This window comes from Nocardia violaceofusca NBRC 14427 (genome assembly GCF_963869435.1).
GTDB classification, from domain to species: Bacteria; Actinomycetota; Actinomycetes; order Mycobacteriales; family Mycobacteriaceae; genus Nocardia; species Nocardia aobensis.
This window is the reverse complement of sequence record NZ_CAWMPM010000009.1, coordinates 221,374-235,471: the sequence shown is the minus strand read 5'-3', so window position 1 is coordinate 235,471 and position 14,098 is coordinate 221,374. Positions and strand designations below refer to the sequence as shown.

General features: G+C 70.3%; 11 protein-coding genes. 6 read left to right on the top strand and 5 right to left on the bottom strand.

Annotation, left to right across the window (positions count from 1 at the left end):
- Positions 1 to 2: 2 nt before the first annotated feature.
- The gene (locus AC5592_RS09300) at positions 3 to 791 is read right to left on the bottom strand and encodes an SWIM zinc finger family protein (RefSeq protein WP_036498490.1); all 789 of its coding nucleotides are present in this window, start codon (positions 789 to 791) and stop codon (positions 3 to 5) included.
- Positions 788 to 3,646, bottom strand: coding sequence for a DEAD/DEAH box helicase (locus tag AC5592_RS09295; RefSeq protein ID WP_198163795.1), 2,859 nt, complete (start codon positions 3,644 to 3,646; stop codon positions 788 to 790). The genes AC5592_RS09300 and AC5592_RS09295 overlap by 4 nt, the downstream gene beginning before the upstream one ends.
- Positions 3,647 to 3,931: 285 nt before the next feature.
- Here AC5592_RS09295 and AC5592_RS09290 point away from each other — a divergent pair, with 285 nt between their 5' ends.
- Positions 3,932 to 4,585: an HNH endonuclease family protein gene (locus AC5592_RS09290; protein WP_232329277.1), complete on the top strand. Its 654-nt coding sequence runs from the start codon at positions 3,932 to 3,934 to the stop codon at positions 4,583 to 4,585.
- A gap of 5 nt (positions 4,586 to 4,590) precedes the next feature.
- Here the strand turns inward: AC5592_RS09290 and AC5592_RS09285 are convergent, their stop codons facing one another.
- The gene (locus AC5592_RS09285; protein ID WP_036498544.1) at positions 4,591 to 5,259 is read right to left on the bottom strand and encodes a TetR/AcrR family transcriptional regulator; all 669 of its coding nucleotides are present in this window, start codon (positions 5,257 to 5,259) and stop codon (positions 4,591 to 4,593) included.
- A gap of 219 nt (positions 5,260 to 5,478) precedes the next feature.
- Here AC5592_RS09285 and AC5592_RS09280 point away from each other — a divergent pair, with 219 nt between their 5' ends.
- Genes AC5592_RS09280 through atzF form a run of 5 tightly spaced genes read left to right on the top strand, consistent with a single transcriptional unit; the run spans position 5,479 to position 12,021 of the window.
- The gene (locus AC5592_RS09280) at positions 5,479 to 7,002 is read left to right on the top strand and encodes an amino acid permease (RefSeq protein ID WP_063063947.1); all 1,524 of its coding nucleotides are present in this window, start codon (positions 5,479 to 5,481) and stop codon (positions 7,000 to 7,002) included.
- 34 nt (positions 7,003 to 7,036) lie between these two features.
- Positions 7,037 to 7,786, top strand: coding sequence for a DUF1989 domain-containing protein (locus AC5592_RS09275; protein ID WP_063063946.1), 750 nt, complete (start codon positions 7,037 to 7,039; stop codon positions 7,784 to 7,786).
- Positions 7,783 to 8,403, top strand: a complete 621-nt coding sequence (locus AC5592_RS09270; RefSeq protein ID WP_063063945.1) for an urea amidolyase associated protein UAAP2 — start codon at positions 7,783 to 7,785, stop codon at positions 8,401 to 8,403. The genes AC5592_RS09275 and AC5592_RS09270 overlap by 4 nt, the downstream gene beginning before the upstream one ends.
- Positions 8,400 to 10,418: a 5-oxoprolinase/urea amidolyase family protein gene (locus tag AC5592_RS09265; protein ID WP_084506495.1), complete on the top strand. Its 2,019-nt coding sequence runs from the start codon at positions 8,400 to 8,402 to the stop codon at positions 10,416 to 10,418. Before AC5592_RS09270 ends, AC5592_RS09265 begins: the two co-directional genes overlap by 4 nt.
- Before the next feature lie 10 nt (positions 10,419 to 10,428).
- Positions 10,429 to 12,021 (top strand): allophanate hydrolase, encoded by a 1,593-nt coding sequence (gene atzF / locus AC5592_RS09260; RefSeq protein WP_063063944.1) that lies wholly within the window; start codon positions 10,429 to 10,431, stop codon positions 12,019 to 12,021.
- Positions 12,022 to 12,027: 6 nt separating this feature from the next.
- On the opposite strand, the gene AC5592_RS09255 is transcribed toward atzF, so the two are convergent.
- On the bottom strand, positions 12,028 to 12,843 hold the full coding sequence (locus tag AC5592_RS09255) for a sulfurtransferase (protein WP_036500849.1): 816 nt from the start codon (positions 12,841 to 12,843) through the stop codon (positions 12,028 to 12,030).
- Positions 12,844 to 12,905: 62 nt separating this feature from the next.
- Positions 12,906 to 14,060, bottom strand: coding sequence for a benzoate/H(+) symporter BenE family transporter (locus tag AC5592_RS09250; protein WP_063063975.1), 1,155 nt, complete (start codon positions 14,058 to 14,060; stop codon positions 12,906 to 12,908).
- Positions 14,061 to 14,098 lie beyond the last annotated feature (38 nt).

Here is a 14,098-nt window from a genome sequence, read left to right as displayed (position 1 = left end):
GGCTAGCCGGAGCTCTCGAGGGCCCGGTAGAGGGCGCGTAGTTCCCGCATACCGGCCTCGGCGACCGATTCGTCCTCACTGGTCATCCGCAACGCCTGCCGCAGGGGAATCGGATCGAGGTCCTCGATCGCCGCGCGGAACTGCGGCGCCGGCAGGTCGGGCAGGACCACGTTCTCGCCGTAGATGTCGTCGGAGACGGTCGGGCCGCTGTCCTCCTGCACTCCGCGAATCAGGGTGTCGAGGTCGAGGCCGCGCAGGGTCAGCATGATCGCCGGGGACTCGTCGAGGCGTTCGGCCACGATGTAGCACAGCGCGGCGACGTGTTTACAGGGCCAGCCGTCGTCCGGGCAGGTGCAGGAGAAATCGAGTTCGGCGGCGGTATCGGGCAACAACAGCGGGCCCAGCTCCTGTGGCAGGGCGCCGGAGGCGAGCTGGGCGAGCATGCCGGGTGTGCCGCGGACCTGCCCGACCAGCTCCGCCAACCGGTCGTCACGCAACACCCGCAGAGTCAGCACGGAGGTGAACGGCCGCGGTTGACTGCCCTGCACCTCGGCGGCCACCGCGCCGGGCTCGATGTGATAGTTGACGACCTGTCCGGAGCGGGCGTAGGTGCGCCCCCGGGAGAGCCGGCCGGCGTCGGCGACCTGCTCCACGGCTTCGAGGAAGGCCCGGCCCCACCAGGATCGCGCGAAAGACCCACGGCGGCTGCGAGGTTCGACGCCGCCGCGTACCGGGCGGCGCTTGCCGTAGACGCTGAAATCGGGAACCGGATACTCGGGCGCCGGACTCATTCACCCACCGCCTCGGCGCCGAGCATGAACAGGTCGCGCAATTCGTCGGTACTCAGTTCGGTGATCCAGTTCTCCCCGGTGCCGACGGTGAGATTCGCCAATTCCTGTTTGCCGGTGAGCATATCGTCGATGCGCTCCTCGATGGTGTCGACACAGACCAGTTTGCGCACCTGCACATCGCGGCGCTGGCCGATGCGGAAGGCGCGGTCGGTGGCCTGGTTCTCCACCGCCGGATTCCACCAGCGATCCAGGTGCACCACATGATTGGCGGCGGTGAGATTGAGTCCCGTACCGCCCGCCTTCAGCGACAACACCATGATCGGCGGTCCGTCGGCCTGGGCGAAGCGCTCCACCATCCCGTCGCGGCGCTGCTTGGCGACGCCGCCGTGCAGGAATGGGATCGCGGTGCCGAACCGCTCGCTCAGATACGGGGTGATCAGATCACCGAATTCGCGGAACTGGGTGAACAGCAGTGCCCGCTCCCCTTCGGCCAGTACCGATTCGAGCACATCCTCGACCAGGGCCAGCTTGCCGGAGCGGTGGCTTCCCCGCCGCAGCAGCGCCGACCCGTCGCCGAGGAAGTGCGCGGGATGGTTGCACACCTGTTTGAGCCGGGTGAGCGCGGCCAGGACCGCACCCCGGCGAGCCATGTTCACCGCGCCGGAACCGGTGGCGCGCGAGGCCTTCAGCTGCGCGAGCATGTCGTCGACGACCGCCTGGTACAGCGCGGCCTGTTCGACGGTGAGGTTGGCGCGCACCGTCATCTCGAACTTCTCCGGCAGATCCGAGATGACCGAGGGATCGGTTTTCACCCGGCGCAGCACGAACGGCGCGGTGACGGCGCGCAGGCGGCTGACCGCGTTCTCGTCGTGTTCGCGTTCGATCGGTACCGCGAAGCGCGCGTGAAATTCCGACGGCTTGCCCAGCACGTTCGGCGCCGCGAAATCGAGGATCGACCGCAGTTCCTCGAGCCTGTTCTCCACCGGAGTTCCGGTCAGCGCCAGCCGATGCCGGGCCGGGATCGCGCGGGCGGCGCGGGCCTGGCGGGTGGCGGCGTTCTTGATGTGCTGCGCCTCGTCGAGAACGACGCGTTCCCAGGGCTGGCGCTTCAACTCCTCCACATCGCGCGCCAGCAGCGCGTAGGTGGTCAGCACCAGATCGGAATCGGCCACGGCCGCATCGAATTCCGCGCCGGAGCGGCGCGACGAACCGTGATGGACCAGCACCCGCAGTCCCGGGGCGAAGCGCTCGGTTTCGCGCTGCCAGTTGCCCACCACCGACATCGGGCACACCAGCAGGGTCGGCCCCGGAACGGAATCCGTTGCGGCACTTTCGTTCTCGTGCAACAGCAACGCGAGCACCTGCACCGTCTTGCCGAGGCCCATATCGTCGGCGAGGATGGCGCCGCAGCCGAGACGGTTCATCGTCGCGAGCCACGACAGGCCGCGCAGCTGGTAGGGACGCAGCTGCGCCTTCAGGCCGGCGGGCGGATCGACCTGGTCGCCGGAGTGGACACCGTCGAACAGTTCCCGGACCCAGCCGGTCGCGGTGACCTCCTCGATCGGAACCTGGCGCACCTGGGTGGCCGCGATCTCGCCGAGCAGCTGCGTCAGTGTCGCCGGACGTTCGTCGACCTTGCCCTCCAGATAGGCGGCGGCCGCGGCCAGGCTGCGCTGATCGGCCTGCACCCAGTGGCCGCGCAACCGCACCAGATCCGATTTGGCCTGGATCAGCCGGCCCATCTCCGCCGGTGTGAGGACCGTATCCCCCAAGGCCAGTTCCCAGCGATAGGAGACCAATCCGCTGAGTCCGACAGCGGTGTCGGTGGCGGCCGGGGACTGTACCCGCAACCGCATACTCGGCGAGACGATGCGCCACGCCCGGGGCAGCATCAGATGCACACCCGCCGAACGCAATTCGTGCGCACCGTGGGCGACCAACTCCTGCACGACCGGCGTCGGGAGCAGGAAATCCATCCCGTACGGGTCGCGCGGGACCTGCTGCAGCCGCGGGTAGGCCTGGACCGCGGCGGCCACCTTCTCCCCGGCGAGCCGGATCAGCGCCGGGTCGCCCTGGATCGGAACCGGTTGCGGCGCTTCGCCTTCCGACCGGAGGCAGACTTCCAGCCGCCACAGGGCGTCGACCGCCTGCGGATCGTCGTCGGGATCGTCGTCCGGTTCGAGCAGGCGCAGGACCAGTTCCGGCTCGCCGACGGTGAGACTCGCGCGCCACTCCTCGAGCACCGAGGCCACCCGATGCGATCCCGATTCCAGCGGGACCTCCGCGACCAGCGCGGCCGTCAGCGGATGCGACGGTTCCCGGACGCTCAGCTCGAGCCGGACGAGCGGGTCGGCGAGTTCGGTGACGAAGTCCTCGAGGATCGAGGCCGCGGACCGGGCATCCGGCACCCGCAGCGCGGGGGGCATCGCGGCCGCCAGTTCGGCCAGCCAGGCCCGCTGCCGTTGCCCGCCCACCAGCCGCCACCGCACCCACCACTCGCCGTCGGCGCGATGCAGTTCGGGCACGATCCGCCCGGCTCGCACCCACCGCCGCAGTCCGCGGGCCACATGGGCGAGAAAACGCAGATCCGCCGCCACCGCCGTCTCCGGCAGGGCCTGGGTGAGTACCCGGGCGGCCACCTCCGGCGCCAAGGCATGCCCGCGCACCTCGACCACTTCCGGTCCGGTCCCCCCGGGCACCAGCACCCGCACCCGATGCCGGAACCGCGCCGACCGCGCGATCGCCCCCAGCGGATCGGGCAGCTCGCCGAATGCCTCCCCGTCCGGTCGTGCCACCGACTCGGGCAGGCGCCACAGCACCAACCCCGACCCCGGCGACCACAAACCGTGCAGCATGCCCTCCATCCAATCAGCCGCCACCGACACACCAGGTCGTGGCCGGTGGTGGGGTGCGACCGCGCGCGGGTCCACACAGCGGCAGGGCGATGCGCGTGCCCCCGGTGTCGTCGTGGCCGACGCGACGGAGGCGGTCACGCGGCCGCGGTGTCATCCGATCCAGGCGTATCGCACGAACGCACCCCGTGCAGGTCCTTCGGCACCGAAGTTGTCGGGCGCGGCAGGTAGATGTGGGGTATGCGGTGGGGACGTCGGGCGGGGTGGGCAGCGGTGGTTGTCGTGGTCATGGCTATGACGGCGTGCGGGATCGTCGGCGGGCCCGACCCCGCGCCGGGAAGTCCGAGCCGGGCTCGGATCGAGCAGTTGCTGGGCGCGGTGGCCGTGGTGGCGCGGCGGCCGCATCCGGGCGGGTACGACCGGGACTGCGGGGCGTGGCACGGATGTGTGTTCGGGCCGGCGTGGTCGGACGATCAGGACGGGCCGGGTGGGCACGACGGATGCGATTCGCGCAACGGCGTGCTGGCCCGGCAGTTGCGCGAGGTGAGATTTCGGCCGGGTACCCGCGACTGCGTGGTGCTCGCGGGCACACTGCGAGATCCGTACACCGGCCGCTCGATCACCTTCGACAAGGCGCGGGCCCGGGAGGTGCAGATCGACCACGTCTATCCGCTGGCCGCCGCCTGGGATATGGGTGCGGCGGCCTGGTCGCCCGAACAGCGGGCGCGCTTCGCCAACGACATCGAATTCAACCTGCTGGCCGTCGACGGCCCGGCCAATATGGACAAAGGCGATCGCACACCCGCGGACTGGCTGCCACCCGCCGGGGCCTATCACTGCTTCTACGCCGGAAAGTACCTCACCACGGCGGCGCAGTACCGGCTGCCGATCACCGCAGCCGACCACACCGCGCTGGCTCGGATCGCCGGGCGATGTCCCTGAGGCGGCTATGCGCCAGCGTCGAGTCGCCGCAGTAGCTGCTCGGCGGCGGCGCGCAGCACGGCCGGGTCGTCGGTGACGCCCAGCAGGCGCAGCGCGGCGTCGGGGATGGTGGTTTCCGCGTAATCGGGTGCGCCGCCCTCGTCGGAGCGAATGTTGATGACCGTCTCCACCATTCGGAAAGGCAGCACGTGGGCGCCGGGGACGCCGGTGGGTGCGGTCTCGATCGCCGCCGCCGCGAGCTCCTCGTAGTGGCGGCGCAACCGGGCGCGGCGGCTCCGGAAGTCGGCGAATCGGTCGCTGCGCAGTTCGGGCAGCAGATACAGGGCACCGAGATTCCACTTGGCGGCGCACAGCTGGCGCACGTCGGCGCGGGCCAGGGCGTACAACCGGACCGCCGCCGGCTCGGGTTCGGCACGCAACCGCTCGGCCAATTCCAATGCGCCGGTGATGGTTTCGGCGAGCAGCGCGTCCAGGATGTCGTCCTTGGCTGCGAAGTGGTGGTAGAGCGAGGCCTGCCGGATACCCACCGCGTCGGCGATACCGCGGGTGGATGTGCTGCCGTAGCCGTTGGCCGTGAACAATTCCGCTGCGGCGTCGAGGATCTCGGCGCGCGGCGTCCGCCCGCGACGGCTGCGTTGGTCGACGCGAGGACGGCCCGGCCCCAGGTGTGTCACCGCCTCATCCTGCCACCGTCCCCGCACCTGCGGACCGGCACAGGGCCGCGCACCGCGTCCCACCTGCGGTTGTGAAATATCTGTCACTCGACAGAAATACCGGCAACGCAGACGTTACGCGGGTTACCGCAAGCGATACACAGCCGTCACCGAAAGCGCGATCCGGCCCGCAAAACTGTCACCTGATAGATATTGGCCGCCACGCCGAAGGACCGCCCCATGGCCATTGCACTCGATCCACCCTCCCAATCCCCGACCGGTGACAGCGCCGATCTCGAACGCTTCGGATATCAGCCGGTACTGCATCGCAAACTCGGCCGCTACGCCTCGTTCGCCGCGGGATTCTCCTTCGTCTCGATCCTCACCACCATCTTCCAATTCTTCGGATTCGGTTACGGATTCGGCGGCGGCGCGTTCTTCTGGACCTGGCCGATCGTGTTCGCCGGCCAGTTCCTCGTCGCGCTGAATTTCGCGGAACTCGCCGCGCGCTATCCCATTTCGGGCTGCATCTACCAGTGGTCGCGCCGGCTCGCGGGTGAGGTGGTGGGCTGGTTCGCGGGCTGGATGATGATCATCGCGCAGATCGTCACCGCCGCCGCGGCCGCCATCGCGCTGCAGGTCGTGCTGCCCTCGATCTGGAGCGGTTTCCAACTGGTCGGCACCGATACCGCGCTCACCTCCACCGACGGCGCGGCGAACGCGGTCCTGCTGGGCAGCGTGCTGCTGGTGATCACCACGGTGATCAATGTGATCGGCATCGATCTGATGGCTCGGATCAATTCGATCGGCGTCACCGTCGAGATCGTGGGCGTGCTCGCCGTCATAGCTCTGTTCTTCACCCATACCGAACGCGGCGCCGATGTGGTGCTGCAGACCGACCAGGCGGCGCCCGGCCCGTACTGGGCGGCGTTCCTGGTCTCCGGTTTGATGGCCGCCTATGTGATGGTCGGATTCGATTCCGCCGGAGAGCTTTCCGAGGAGACGAAGAATCCGCGCCGGGTCGCGCCGCGCACCATCCTGCTGGCGCTCGCCGCCTCCGCCCTCGGCGGCGGCCTGCTTCTGCTGGGGGCCTTGATGGCCGCACCCAGCATCAGCGACGGCCACCTGGCCAGCGACGGACTGGCCTACGTGATCACCGCCAAACTCGACAGTCCGGCCGGCACCGTGCTGCTGTGCTGTGTCGCGGTGGCGATCACGGTGTGCACCTTGGCCATTCAGACCGCGGGTTCGCGACTGATCTTCTCGATGGCCCGCGACGGCCGTTTGCCGTTCGCGTCGCGACTGGCCGCCGTGCATCCGCGCTTCGGCACCCCGGTCCTGCCCGCGGTGATCATCGGCGTGCTCGCCGTGGCGCTGCTGGTGGTGAACCTCGGCAACGCCGCGCTGTTCGCGACGCTGGCCAGCGTATGCATCGTGACGCTGTACGTGGCGTATCTGCTGGTCACCGTCCCGCTGCTGATCCGGCGGCTGCGCGGGCTGCCCGCCGCCGAACCCGGCCTGTTCTCGCTGGGCCGCTACGGCATCGCGGTGAACGTCGCGGCGGTGGTGTGGGGCATCGCGATGGCGGTGAATCTGGCCTGGCCGCGCGCGGAGGTGTACACGCCGGCCGGCGGCAGCTGGTGGATGCTCTGGGCCGCACCGCTGTTCCTGCTCCTGACCGTCGCGGTGGGCGCGGTGGTGCACCGCATCGTCACCCCGCGCGCCGCGGCCGCCGAAGCCCGGCCCGCACCGCAACCCGCCTGAGCGACATTCCCATCCGACTCTGCGAGGAGACATCATGTCCGCAACCGCCTCCACCGTCGGCGCCCGCGACCACGCGCGAGCGCAAGCCGCGGCCGCGTCCGTCGCCGGTCCCGATCTGCCCGAAAGCCTCGATCCGGCGAAAGTCATTTTCGCCCAACGTGTTCCGGGCAACGGCTACACCACCGCGGTACTCGCCCGCGGTACCCGGCTCCGGCTGGCCGATCCGGACGGCGCGGCCGGCGCCCACCTGCTGCTCCTGCGGGCCGAGGCGCCGTGGGAACGGTTGAACGTCGCGGACACCGTCAAGGTGCCGTGGCAGGCCTATCCGGGCCCGGGCCATCCGCTGCTGTCGGATCAGGGGCGCGTGCTCGCCACGATCGTCGCCGACACGTCCGGCCACCACGACACGTTGTGCGGACCGACACCGCGGGTACGACAGGCACTGCGGGTCGCGGGCGCGAAACACGGTCTCACACCGCGCGATATCGGTCCGTCGATCGCGCTGTTCCGCGGGGTGCGCGTCGGCGCGGACGGCGCCCTCACCGCCACCGGCAGCGCCGGTCCGGGCCGCTCGGTCGAACTGCTGATCCACCTGCCGCTGACCGTCCTCATCGCCAACGGCACCCATCCACTCGACGACCGGCCCGCCACGGCGCTGGACGTCGTCGCCTGGCGGGGCGCCGCGGAGCCCCACGACGCCGGCACCGAGCCGGAATATCGCCGGGCCGTGGAGAACACCGAACAGGCCTGGCTGGCCGCACACGATCCGGAGGCGATCGCATGACCACCGTTACCGAACGCACTGTCGTCCTGGACGAGACCGTGGCCGCCTGCGCACCGTGGTCGACCGTGGTCCGGGCGGGTCAGCAGTGGCAGATCGTCGACCTGTACGGCAACCAGGCCGTGGACTGCCTGCTCTATTCGGCCGCCGATCACGCCGACCGCTACAGTGCCCAGGCGACCGTCGCCGCCCAGCGCAACATCTTCCTGACCACCGGCAGCGTCCTCCGTGCCGAATCGGGGACGGCACTGATGACCGTGGTCGCCGACGAGGTCGGCAATCACGACACCATCGCCGGCGCGTGCTCGCAGGAATCCAACACCCTGCGCTACGGCCACCACACCCGCCATCAGCACGCCTGCGTGGAGAACTTCCTCACCGAGGCGTTGCGCTGGGGCCTGGGCAAACGCGATCTGGTCTCGAACATCAACTGGTTCATGAACGTTCCGGTCGAGGCCGACGGGACCCTCGGCATCGTCGACGGGCTCTCCGCACCGGGTAAGTCGGTGACGTTGCGTGCCGAGATCGACACACTCGTCCTGATCTCCAACTGCCCGCAGATCAACAACCCCTGCAACGGATTCGATCCGACGCCGGTACGGATGGTGGTGACGCAATGACGACGGCAACCGAATTCGCGACGAGCACAACCACTCTGGAGTCCATCGCCGACCTCGTGGTGGTGCGGCCGGGAATGCTGACCACCGTGCAGGATTGGCCGGGTCGCGTCGGCTACTGGCACGTCGGCGTGCCGCCGTCGGGACCGATGGACGATCTGTCGTTCCGGCTCGGCAATCGGGCGCTGGGCAACGACGAGGGCGCGGCCGGACTCGAATGCACCCTCGGCGGGCCCGCGCTGCGATTCCGCAAGCCGACCCGAGTGTGCGTGACCGGTGCGCCCGCGACGGTGACCATCGACGGCGCGCGCGTACACCAGTGGCGCACCGTCGAGGTACCGGCGGGTGGCACGCTGGATGTCGGCGCCATGCAGGGTCCGGGTATGCGGACCTACGTCCTGTTCGAGGGCGGTCTCGACCTGCCCGAATACCTCGGCAGCACGGCCACTTTCACACTCGGCAGATTCGGCGGCGGCACCGGTGCCGCTCTTCGCGCCGGCGACCGGTTACCCCTGGGCGAGCCGACCGGCACAATCGGGTCCGGGGTACCGATGGCCGAGCAGCCGGTGCTGACGCGCCGATGGGAACTCGCGGTCACCGAGGGCCCGCACGGCGCGCCGGAATTCTTCACCCGGGCCGATATCGACACCATCCTGGGCACCGACTACGAGGTGCACTTCAATTCCGATCGGACCGGGGTGCGGCTGATCGGGCCGAAACCGCACTGGGCGCGCAGCGACGGCGGCGAGGCCGGACTGCACCCCTCGAACATCCACGACACCGCCTATTCGATCGGTGCCCTGGACTTCACCGGTGATACACCGATCCTGCTGGGCCCGGACGGCCCGAGCCTCGGCGGATTCGTCTGTCCCGTCACGGTTGTCGCCGCGGAGCGCTGGAAACTCGGGCAACTCTGTCCCGGTGACACCGTCCGCTTCGTCCCGGTGCGCGCCGACCGCGCCGCCTCGATCCGCGCCCTGGGCCCGGCCCGGCGAGCCGACTGGCCGATCGTGCTGTCCGACGGCGGTGACGGCGACGACGGCATCCTGGCCCGCGCCGAAGCCGACGACACCACCACTGTCACCTATCGCCGCGCCGGCGACGACGGCGTCCTCGTCGAATACGGTGACATGACGCTGGATCTGGCATTGCGCGCCCGCGTCCACGCCCTGCACCGGCATCTGCTCGAATACGCCGAGCCGGCGATCACCGAGCTGACACCCGGAATCCGTTCGCTCCAGGTGCGTTTCGATCCGGACCGGCTGGCCCCGGCGAAACTGTTGCGACTGCTGCGCGAGGCCGAATCCGCCCTGCCCCCGGCCACGGAACTGGTGGTGCCGAGCCGGACGGTGCACCTGCCGCTGTCCTGGGACGATCCGGCCACGCGCGAGGCCATCACCCGCTACATGCACGGCGTGCGGGCCGATGCGCCGTGGTGCCCCTGGAATATCGAGTTCATTCGCCGGATGAACGGATTGTCCACGGTGGCAGACGTTTTCGATACGGTCTTTGCCGCCGAGTACCTCGTGCTCGGCCTCGGCGACGTGTACCTCGGCGCACCGGTCGCGACCCCGACCGACCCGCGCCATCGCCTGGTCACCACCAAATACAATCCGGCCCGCACCTGGACGCCGGAGAACGCGGTGGGCATCGGTGGCGCCTATCTGTGCATCTACGGCATGGAGGGACCCGGCGGATATCAATTCGTCGGCCGTACCACACAGGTGTGGAACCACCGCGCCACCGGCGATGCCGAGGATCCCTGGCTGCTGCGGTATTTCGATCGCATCCGCTGGTATCCGGTGTCCGCGGAGGAACTGCTGGACATGCGGGCCGACTTCGCCCGCGGTCGCGGCACACTGCGCGCGGAGGAGGGCGAATTCCGGCTCGCCGAATATCGCGATTTCCTGTCCGCCAACGCCGAATCCATCGCCGGCTTCCGCGCAGTGCAGGCGGAAGCGTTCGCCGCCGAGCGTGATTCGTGGCAGGCGGCGGGCGAATTGCACGAACGAGGATGAGGGGTCCGATATGAGCATCTGGATTCATCGGTCCGAAGACCCGGGTCCGCACGCCACCGGTCCGCTGGCGGGTCTGCGGGTGGCCGTCAAGGACAACGTCGACGTCGCGGGCCTGCCGACGACCGCCGGCTGCCCGGACTACGCCTACCTACCCGACCGCGACGCGCCCGCGGTCGCGGCCCTGCGCGCCGCGGGTGCGGTCGTGGTCGGCAAGACCAATATGGATCAGTTCGCGACCGGTCTGGTCGGCACCCGCTCGCCGTACGGTCCCGTCTCGGACTCGCGTCGTCCCGAATTCATCTCGGGCGGTTCGAGTTCCGGTTCGGCGGTGGCCGTCGCGACCGGTGCGGCCGATATCGCCATCGGCACCGATACCGCGGGTTCCGGGCGCGTTCCGGCGGCGCTGCAGGGCATCGTCGGCATCAAACCGACCGTCGGAGTCGTCTCCACCGAGGGGGTCGTCCCGGCCTGCCGTTCCTATGATTGCGTGACGATCTTCGCCGCCGACCCGGCGCGCGCCGATCAGGCGATGGGGGTGATGGCCGCGGGTGCGCCCGCACGCGCCTGGCCCGCCGATACCCGGCTGGCGGCGCCGCCGCGCCCGACCGTCGCGATCTTCGCCGAACTGCCGGAACTGGATCCGGTGTGGCGGGCGGCGTTCGACCGCACCGTCACCGCGCTCCGCCGGCGCGGGGCGACCATCGTGGAGATCGACCCGGCGCCGTTCCTGGCGGCGGCCCGGCTGCTCTACAATGGAGCGCTGGTCGCCGAAAGGTACGCCGCGGTAGGTGAATTCATCGAGACACATCCGGATGCGGTCGATCCGACCGTCGCGAGCATCGTCCGCGCCGCCCGCGAGATTCCGGCGCATCGGCTGGTCGCCGACCGCGCCGAACTCGAGCGCTTGCGCGCGCTCGCGATGGACAGCCTGGGCGACGCCGATGCCCTGCTCGCGCCGACCGCCCCGACGCATCCGACCATCGCGCAGGTCGAGGCGGATCCGATCGGGGTCAACTCCCGCATGGGCACGTACACGAACTTCTGCAATCTGTTCGATCTGTGCGCCGTGGCCGTGCCCGCCGGAATGGCGGGCGAATCCTGTTTCGGCGTCACGGTTTTCGCGCGGCCGTTCGAGGATGCGGTGGCCTTGGACATCGCCGTGTCGATCACCGGCGACGCGGAGATCACGCGGCCGTGGCCGCTGGCGGTCGCACCGGTGAGTGAGCTGATCGTGTTCGGGGCGCATCTGCGCGGCCAGCCGTTGGAACACCAATTGCATGCGCTCGGCGCGCGGTGGGCGGGGCCGGTTCGCACGGCCGCGGCCTATCGCCTCGCCGCCCTGGACACCACGCCGCCGAAGCCCGCGGTGACCCGCTGCGAGGGTGGTGTGCCGGTCGCGGGTGAACGCTGGTTGCTCTCCCCCGCCGCCCTCGGCCGCTTCCTCGCCGCGCTGCCGGCGCCGATGCAGCTGGGCGCCGTCGAACTCGATGACGGCACCTGGCACACCGCATTCGGATGTGACGGGACCGCCGCCGCCGACGGGAAGGACATCAGCGAATACGGTGACTGGCGCGCGGCCCTGGCAGCGGGGGCCGTGGGCTGATTCGCGTCAATCCAGCGCCGTGGCGACCGGACGCTCCGGATCCGACGACCACTGCGACCACGAACCCGGATACAGCGCCGCCGACACTCCCACGACCGACAGCGCCGCGATCTGGTGGGCGGCGGTCACCCCGGAACCGCAGTAGACCGCCACCGGGCCGGAACCGAGATCGGAGAACCGCGCCCGCAACTGGTCCGGGGTCTTGAAAGTGCCCTCGGGCGTGAGGTTTTCCGCGGTCGGCACGCTCACCGCGCCGGGAATGTGCCCGGCGCGCGGGTCGATCGGCTCGACCTGCCCGCGATAACGTTCCCCGGCTCGCGCGTCCAGCAGCGCGCCCCGCCAGCCCGCGACCTCGTCGGCTTCCACCACCGGCATATTGCCGGGCGTGAGCACCACGTCGCCGGGCTTCGGGTCGGGTTCGGTGCCGACGGCCAGATCGCCGCCGCCGCGCTCCCACGCGGGCAGGCCGCCGTCGAGAATGCGCACGTCGCGCACGCCCGCCCAGCGCAGCAGCCACCACGCCCGCGCCGCGGCCATACCGCCGGTGGCGTCGTAGACGACCGTCGGCTCCCCGGTGCGCAGTCCCCAGCTGCGGGCGCATTTCTGCAGGTGGGTGAGGGTCGGCAACGGGTGGCGGCCGTGTGCCGGGGACGGCGGCGCGGCCAGCTCGGTCTCCAGATCGACGAAGATCGCGCCGGGAATGTGGCCGGCGAGATAGTGCTGGGGCCCGTCGGGATCGCCCAGCGCCCATCGCACATCCAGCAGATGCACCCGGCTCTCGCTGTCCGCCAGCGATTTCCGGAGTTCTTCGGGGGAGATCAGTACCGCGGTCAAGCCCGGCTCCTCAGTCAACAGATGTACCCGTGACGCGAACAGGTGTCAGCCTACGACACCGGCGTGTCCCGGCGGGTCAGCATCCATCGCACGACCAGGCCCGCGACCACCGCCCAGAACGCCGCGCCGATGCCGAACACCGCTATCCCGGAGGCCGAGACCAGAAACGTCACCGTGGCCGCGACACGATGTTCGGCGACCCCGAGCGCCGCGGTGAGCGCGGCGGCGAAGGTGCCGACGAGGGCAAGTCCGGCAACGGTTTCCAGCACACCGGCGGGTGCGGCGGCGGCGAGCGCGACCAGCGCCGCGGCGGCCGGAGCCAGCACGAGGTAGCACCCGCCGGCGGCCATGGTGGCCACCCAGCGCCGGCGCGGGTCGGGGTGGGCCGACGGCGCGGCCGCCAACGCCGCACTGATCGCGGCCAGGTTGATCGCATGCCCGCCCGCCGGGGCACCCACGATGGTCCCGAGCCCGGTGACCGTCATCGACGCCCGCCACGGCACCCGATATTTGAACGAGCTCATGACCGCAACGCCGGGGATGTTCTGCGCGGCCATCGTGACCACATACAGCGGAATCGCGATGCCGATGATCGCCTGCCAACTCCAGTGCGGCACAGTGATTTCCAGCTTCGGCACCAGATCGCCGGCCGGAATCGAGCGATGTCCGGCGACCATCGCGATCGCCGCACCGGCCACCGCGGTGACGAAGGCGCCGGGCACCGCCCACCGCTGCGCGTACCGCTGCAGCACCACCCACACCACCAGCACCGGCGCCACCACCGCCGCGCTCGAGGTGGTCAGCGCCCGCAGCGGCGCCAGGCACAGCGGCAGCAGTACACCGGCGAGCATGGCCTGCGCGATCTCCACCGGGATCGCGGTGATCAGCCGGCCCAGCCGTGACCAGCATCCGGTGAGGACGATCAATATCCCGGTGACCACGAACGCTCCCACCGCCGCGGGCCAGCCACCGGTCACCGCACCGGCGCCGACCAGCAGCGCCGCACCGGGAGTGGACCAGGCGAGGGTGATCGGCATGCGGTAGCGCCGGCTCAGGATCCACATGCCGACCGCCTGCGTGACGCAGACCGCCAGCAGACCCGAGGCGGCCTGCGCCGGGGTCGCGCCGACGGCGGTGAGCCCGGCCAGCACGACCGCGAACGAACTGGTGAAACCGACCAGCGCGGCGATGATCCCGGCGCTCATCGCCTGTCCGGTACCGCCGGGCCCGTGCTCGCCCTCGA

Bases quoted from the DNA above. Each gene is read 5' to 3' on its own strand.
- AC5592_RS09250 (WP_063063975.1), bottom strand. From the start codon at position 14,060: ATGAGCGCCGGGATCATCGCCGCGCTGGTCGGTTTCACCAGTTCGTTC.
- AC5592_RS09265 (WP_084506495.1), top strand. From the start codon at position 8,400: ATGACGACGGCAACCGAATTCGCGACGAGCACAACCACTCTGGAGTCC.
- AC5592_RS09290 (WP_232329277.1), top strand. From the start codon at position 3,932: ATGGCTATGACGGCGTGCGGGATCGTCGGCGGGCCCGACCCCGCGCCG.
- AC5592_RS09270 (WP_063063945.1), top strand. From the start codon at position 7,783: ATGACCACCGTTACCGAACGCACTGTCGTCCTGGACGAGACCGTGGCC.
- AC5592_RS09295 (WP_198163795.1), bottom strand. From the start codon at position 3,646: ATGCTGCACGGTTTGTGGTCGCCGGGGTCGGGGTTGGTGCTGTGGCGC.
- AC5592_RS09280 (WP_063063947.1), top strand. From the start codon at position 5,479: ATGGCCATTGCACTCGATCCACCCTCCCAATCCCCGACCGGTGACAGC.
- AC5592_RS09275 (WP_063063946.1), top strand. From the start codon at position 7,037: ATGTCCGCAACCGCCTCCACCGTCGGCGCCCGCGACCACGCGCGAGCG.
- atzF (WP_063063944.1), top strand. From the start codon at position 10,429: ATGAGCATCTGGATTCATCGGTCCGAAGACCCGGGTCCGCACGCCACC.
- AC5592_RS09300 (WP_036498490.1), bottom strand. From the start codon at position 791: ATGAGTCCGGCGCCCGAGTATCCGGTTCCCGATTTCAGCGTCTACGGC.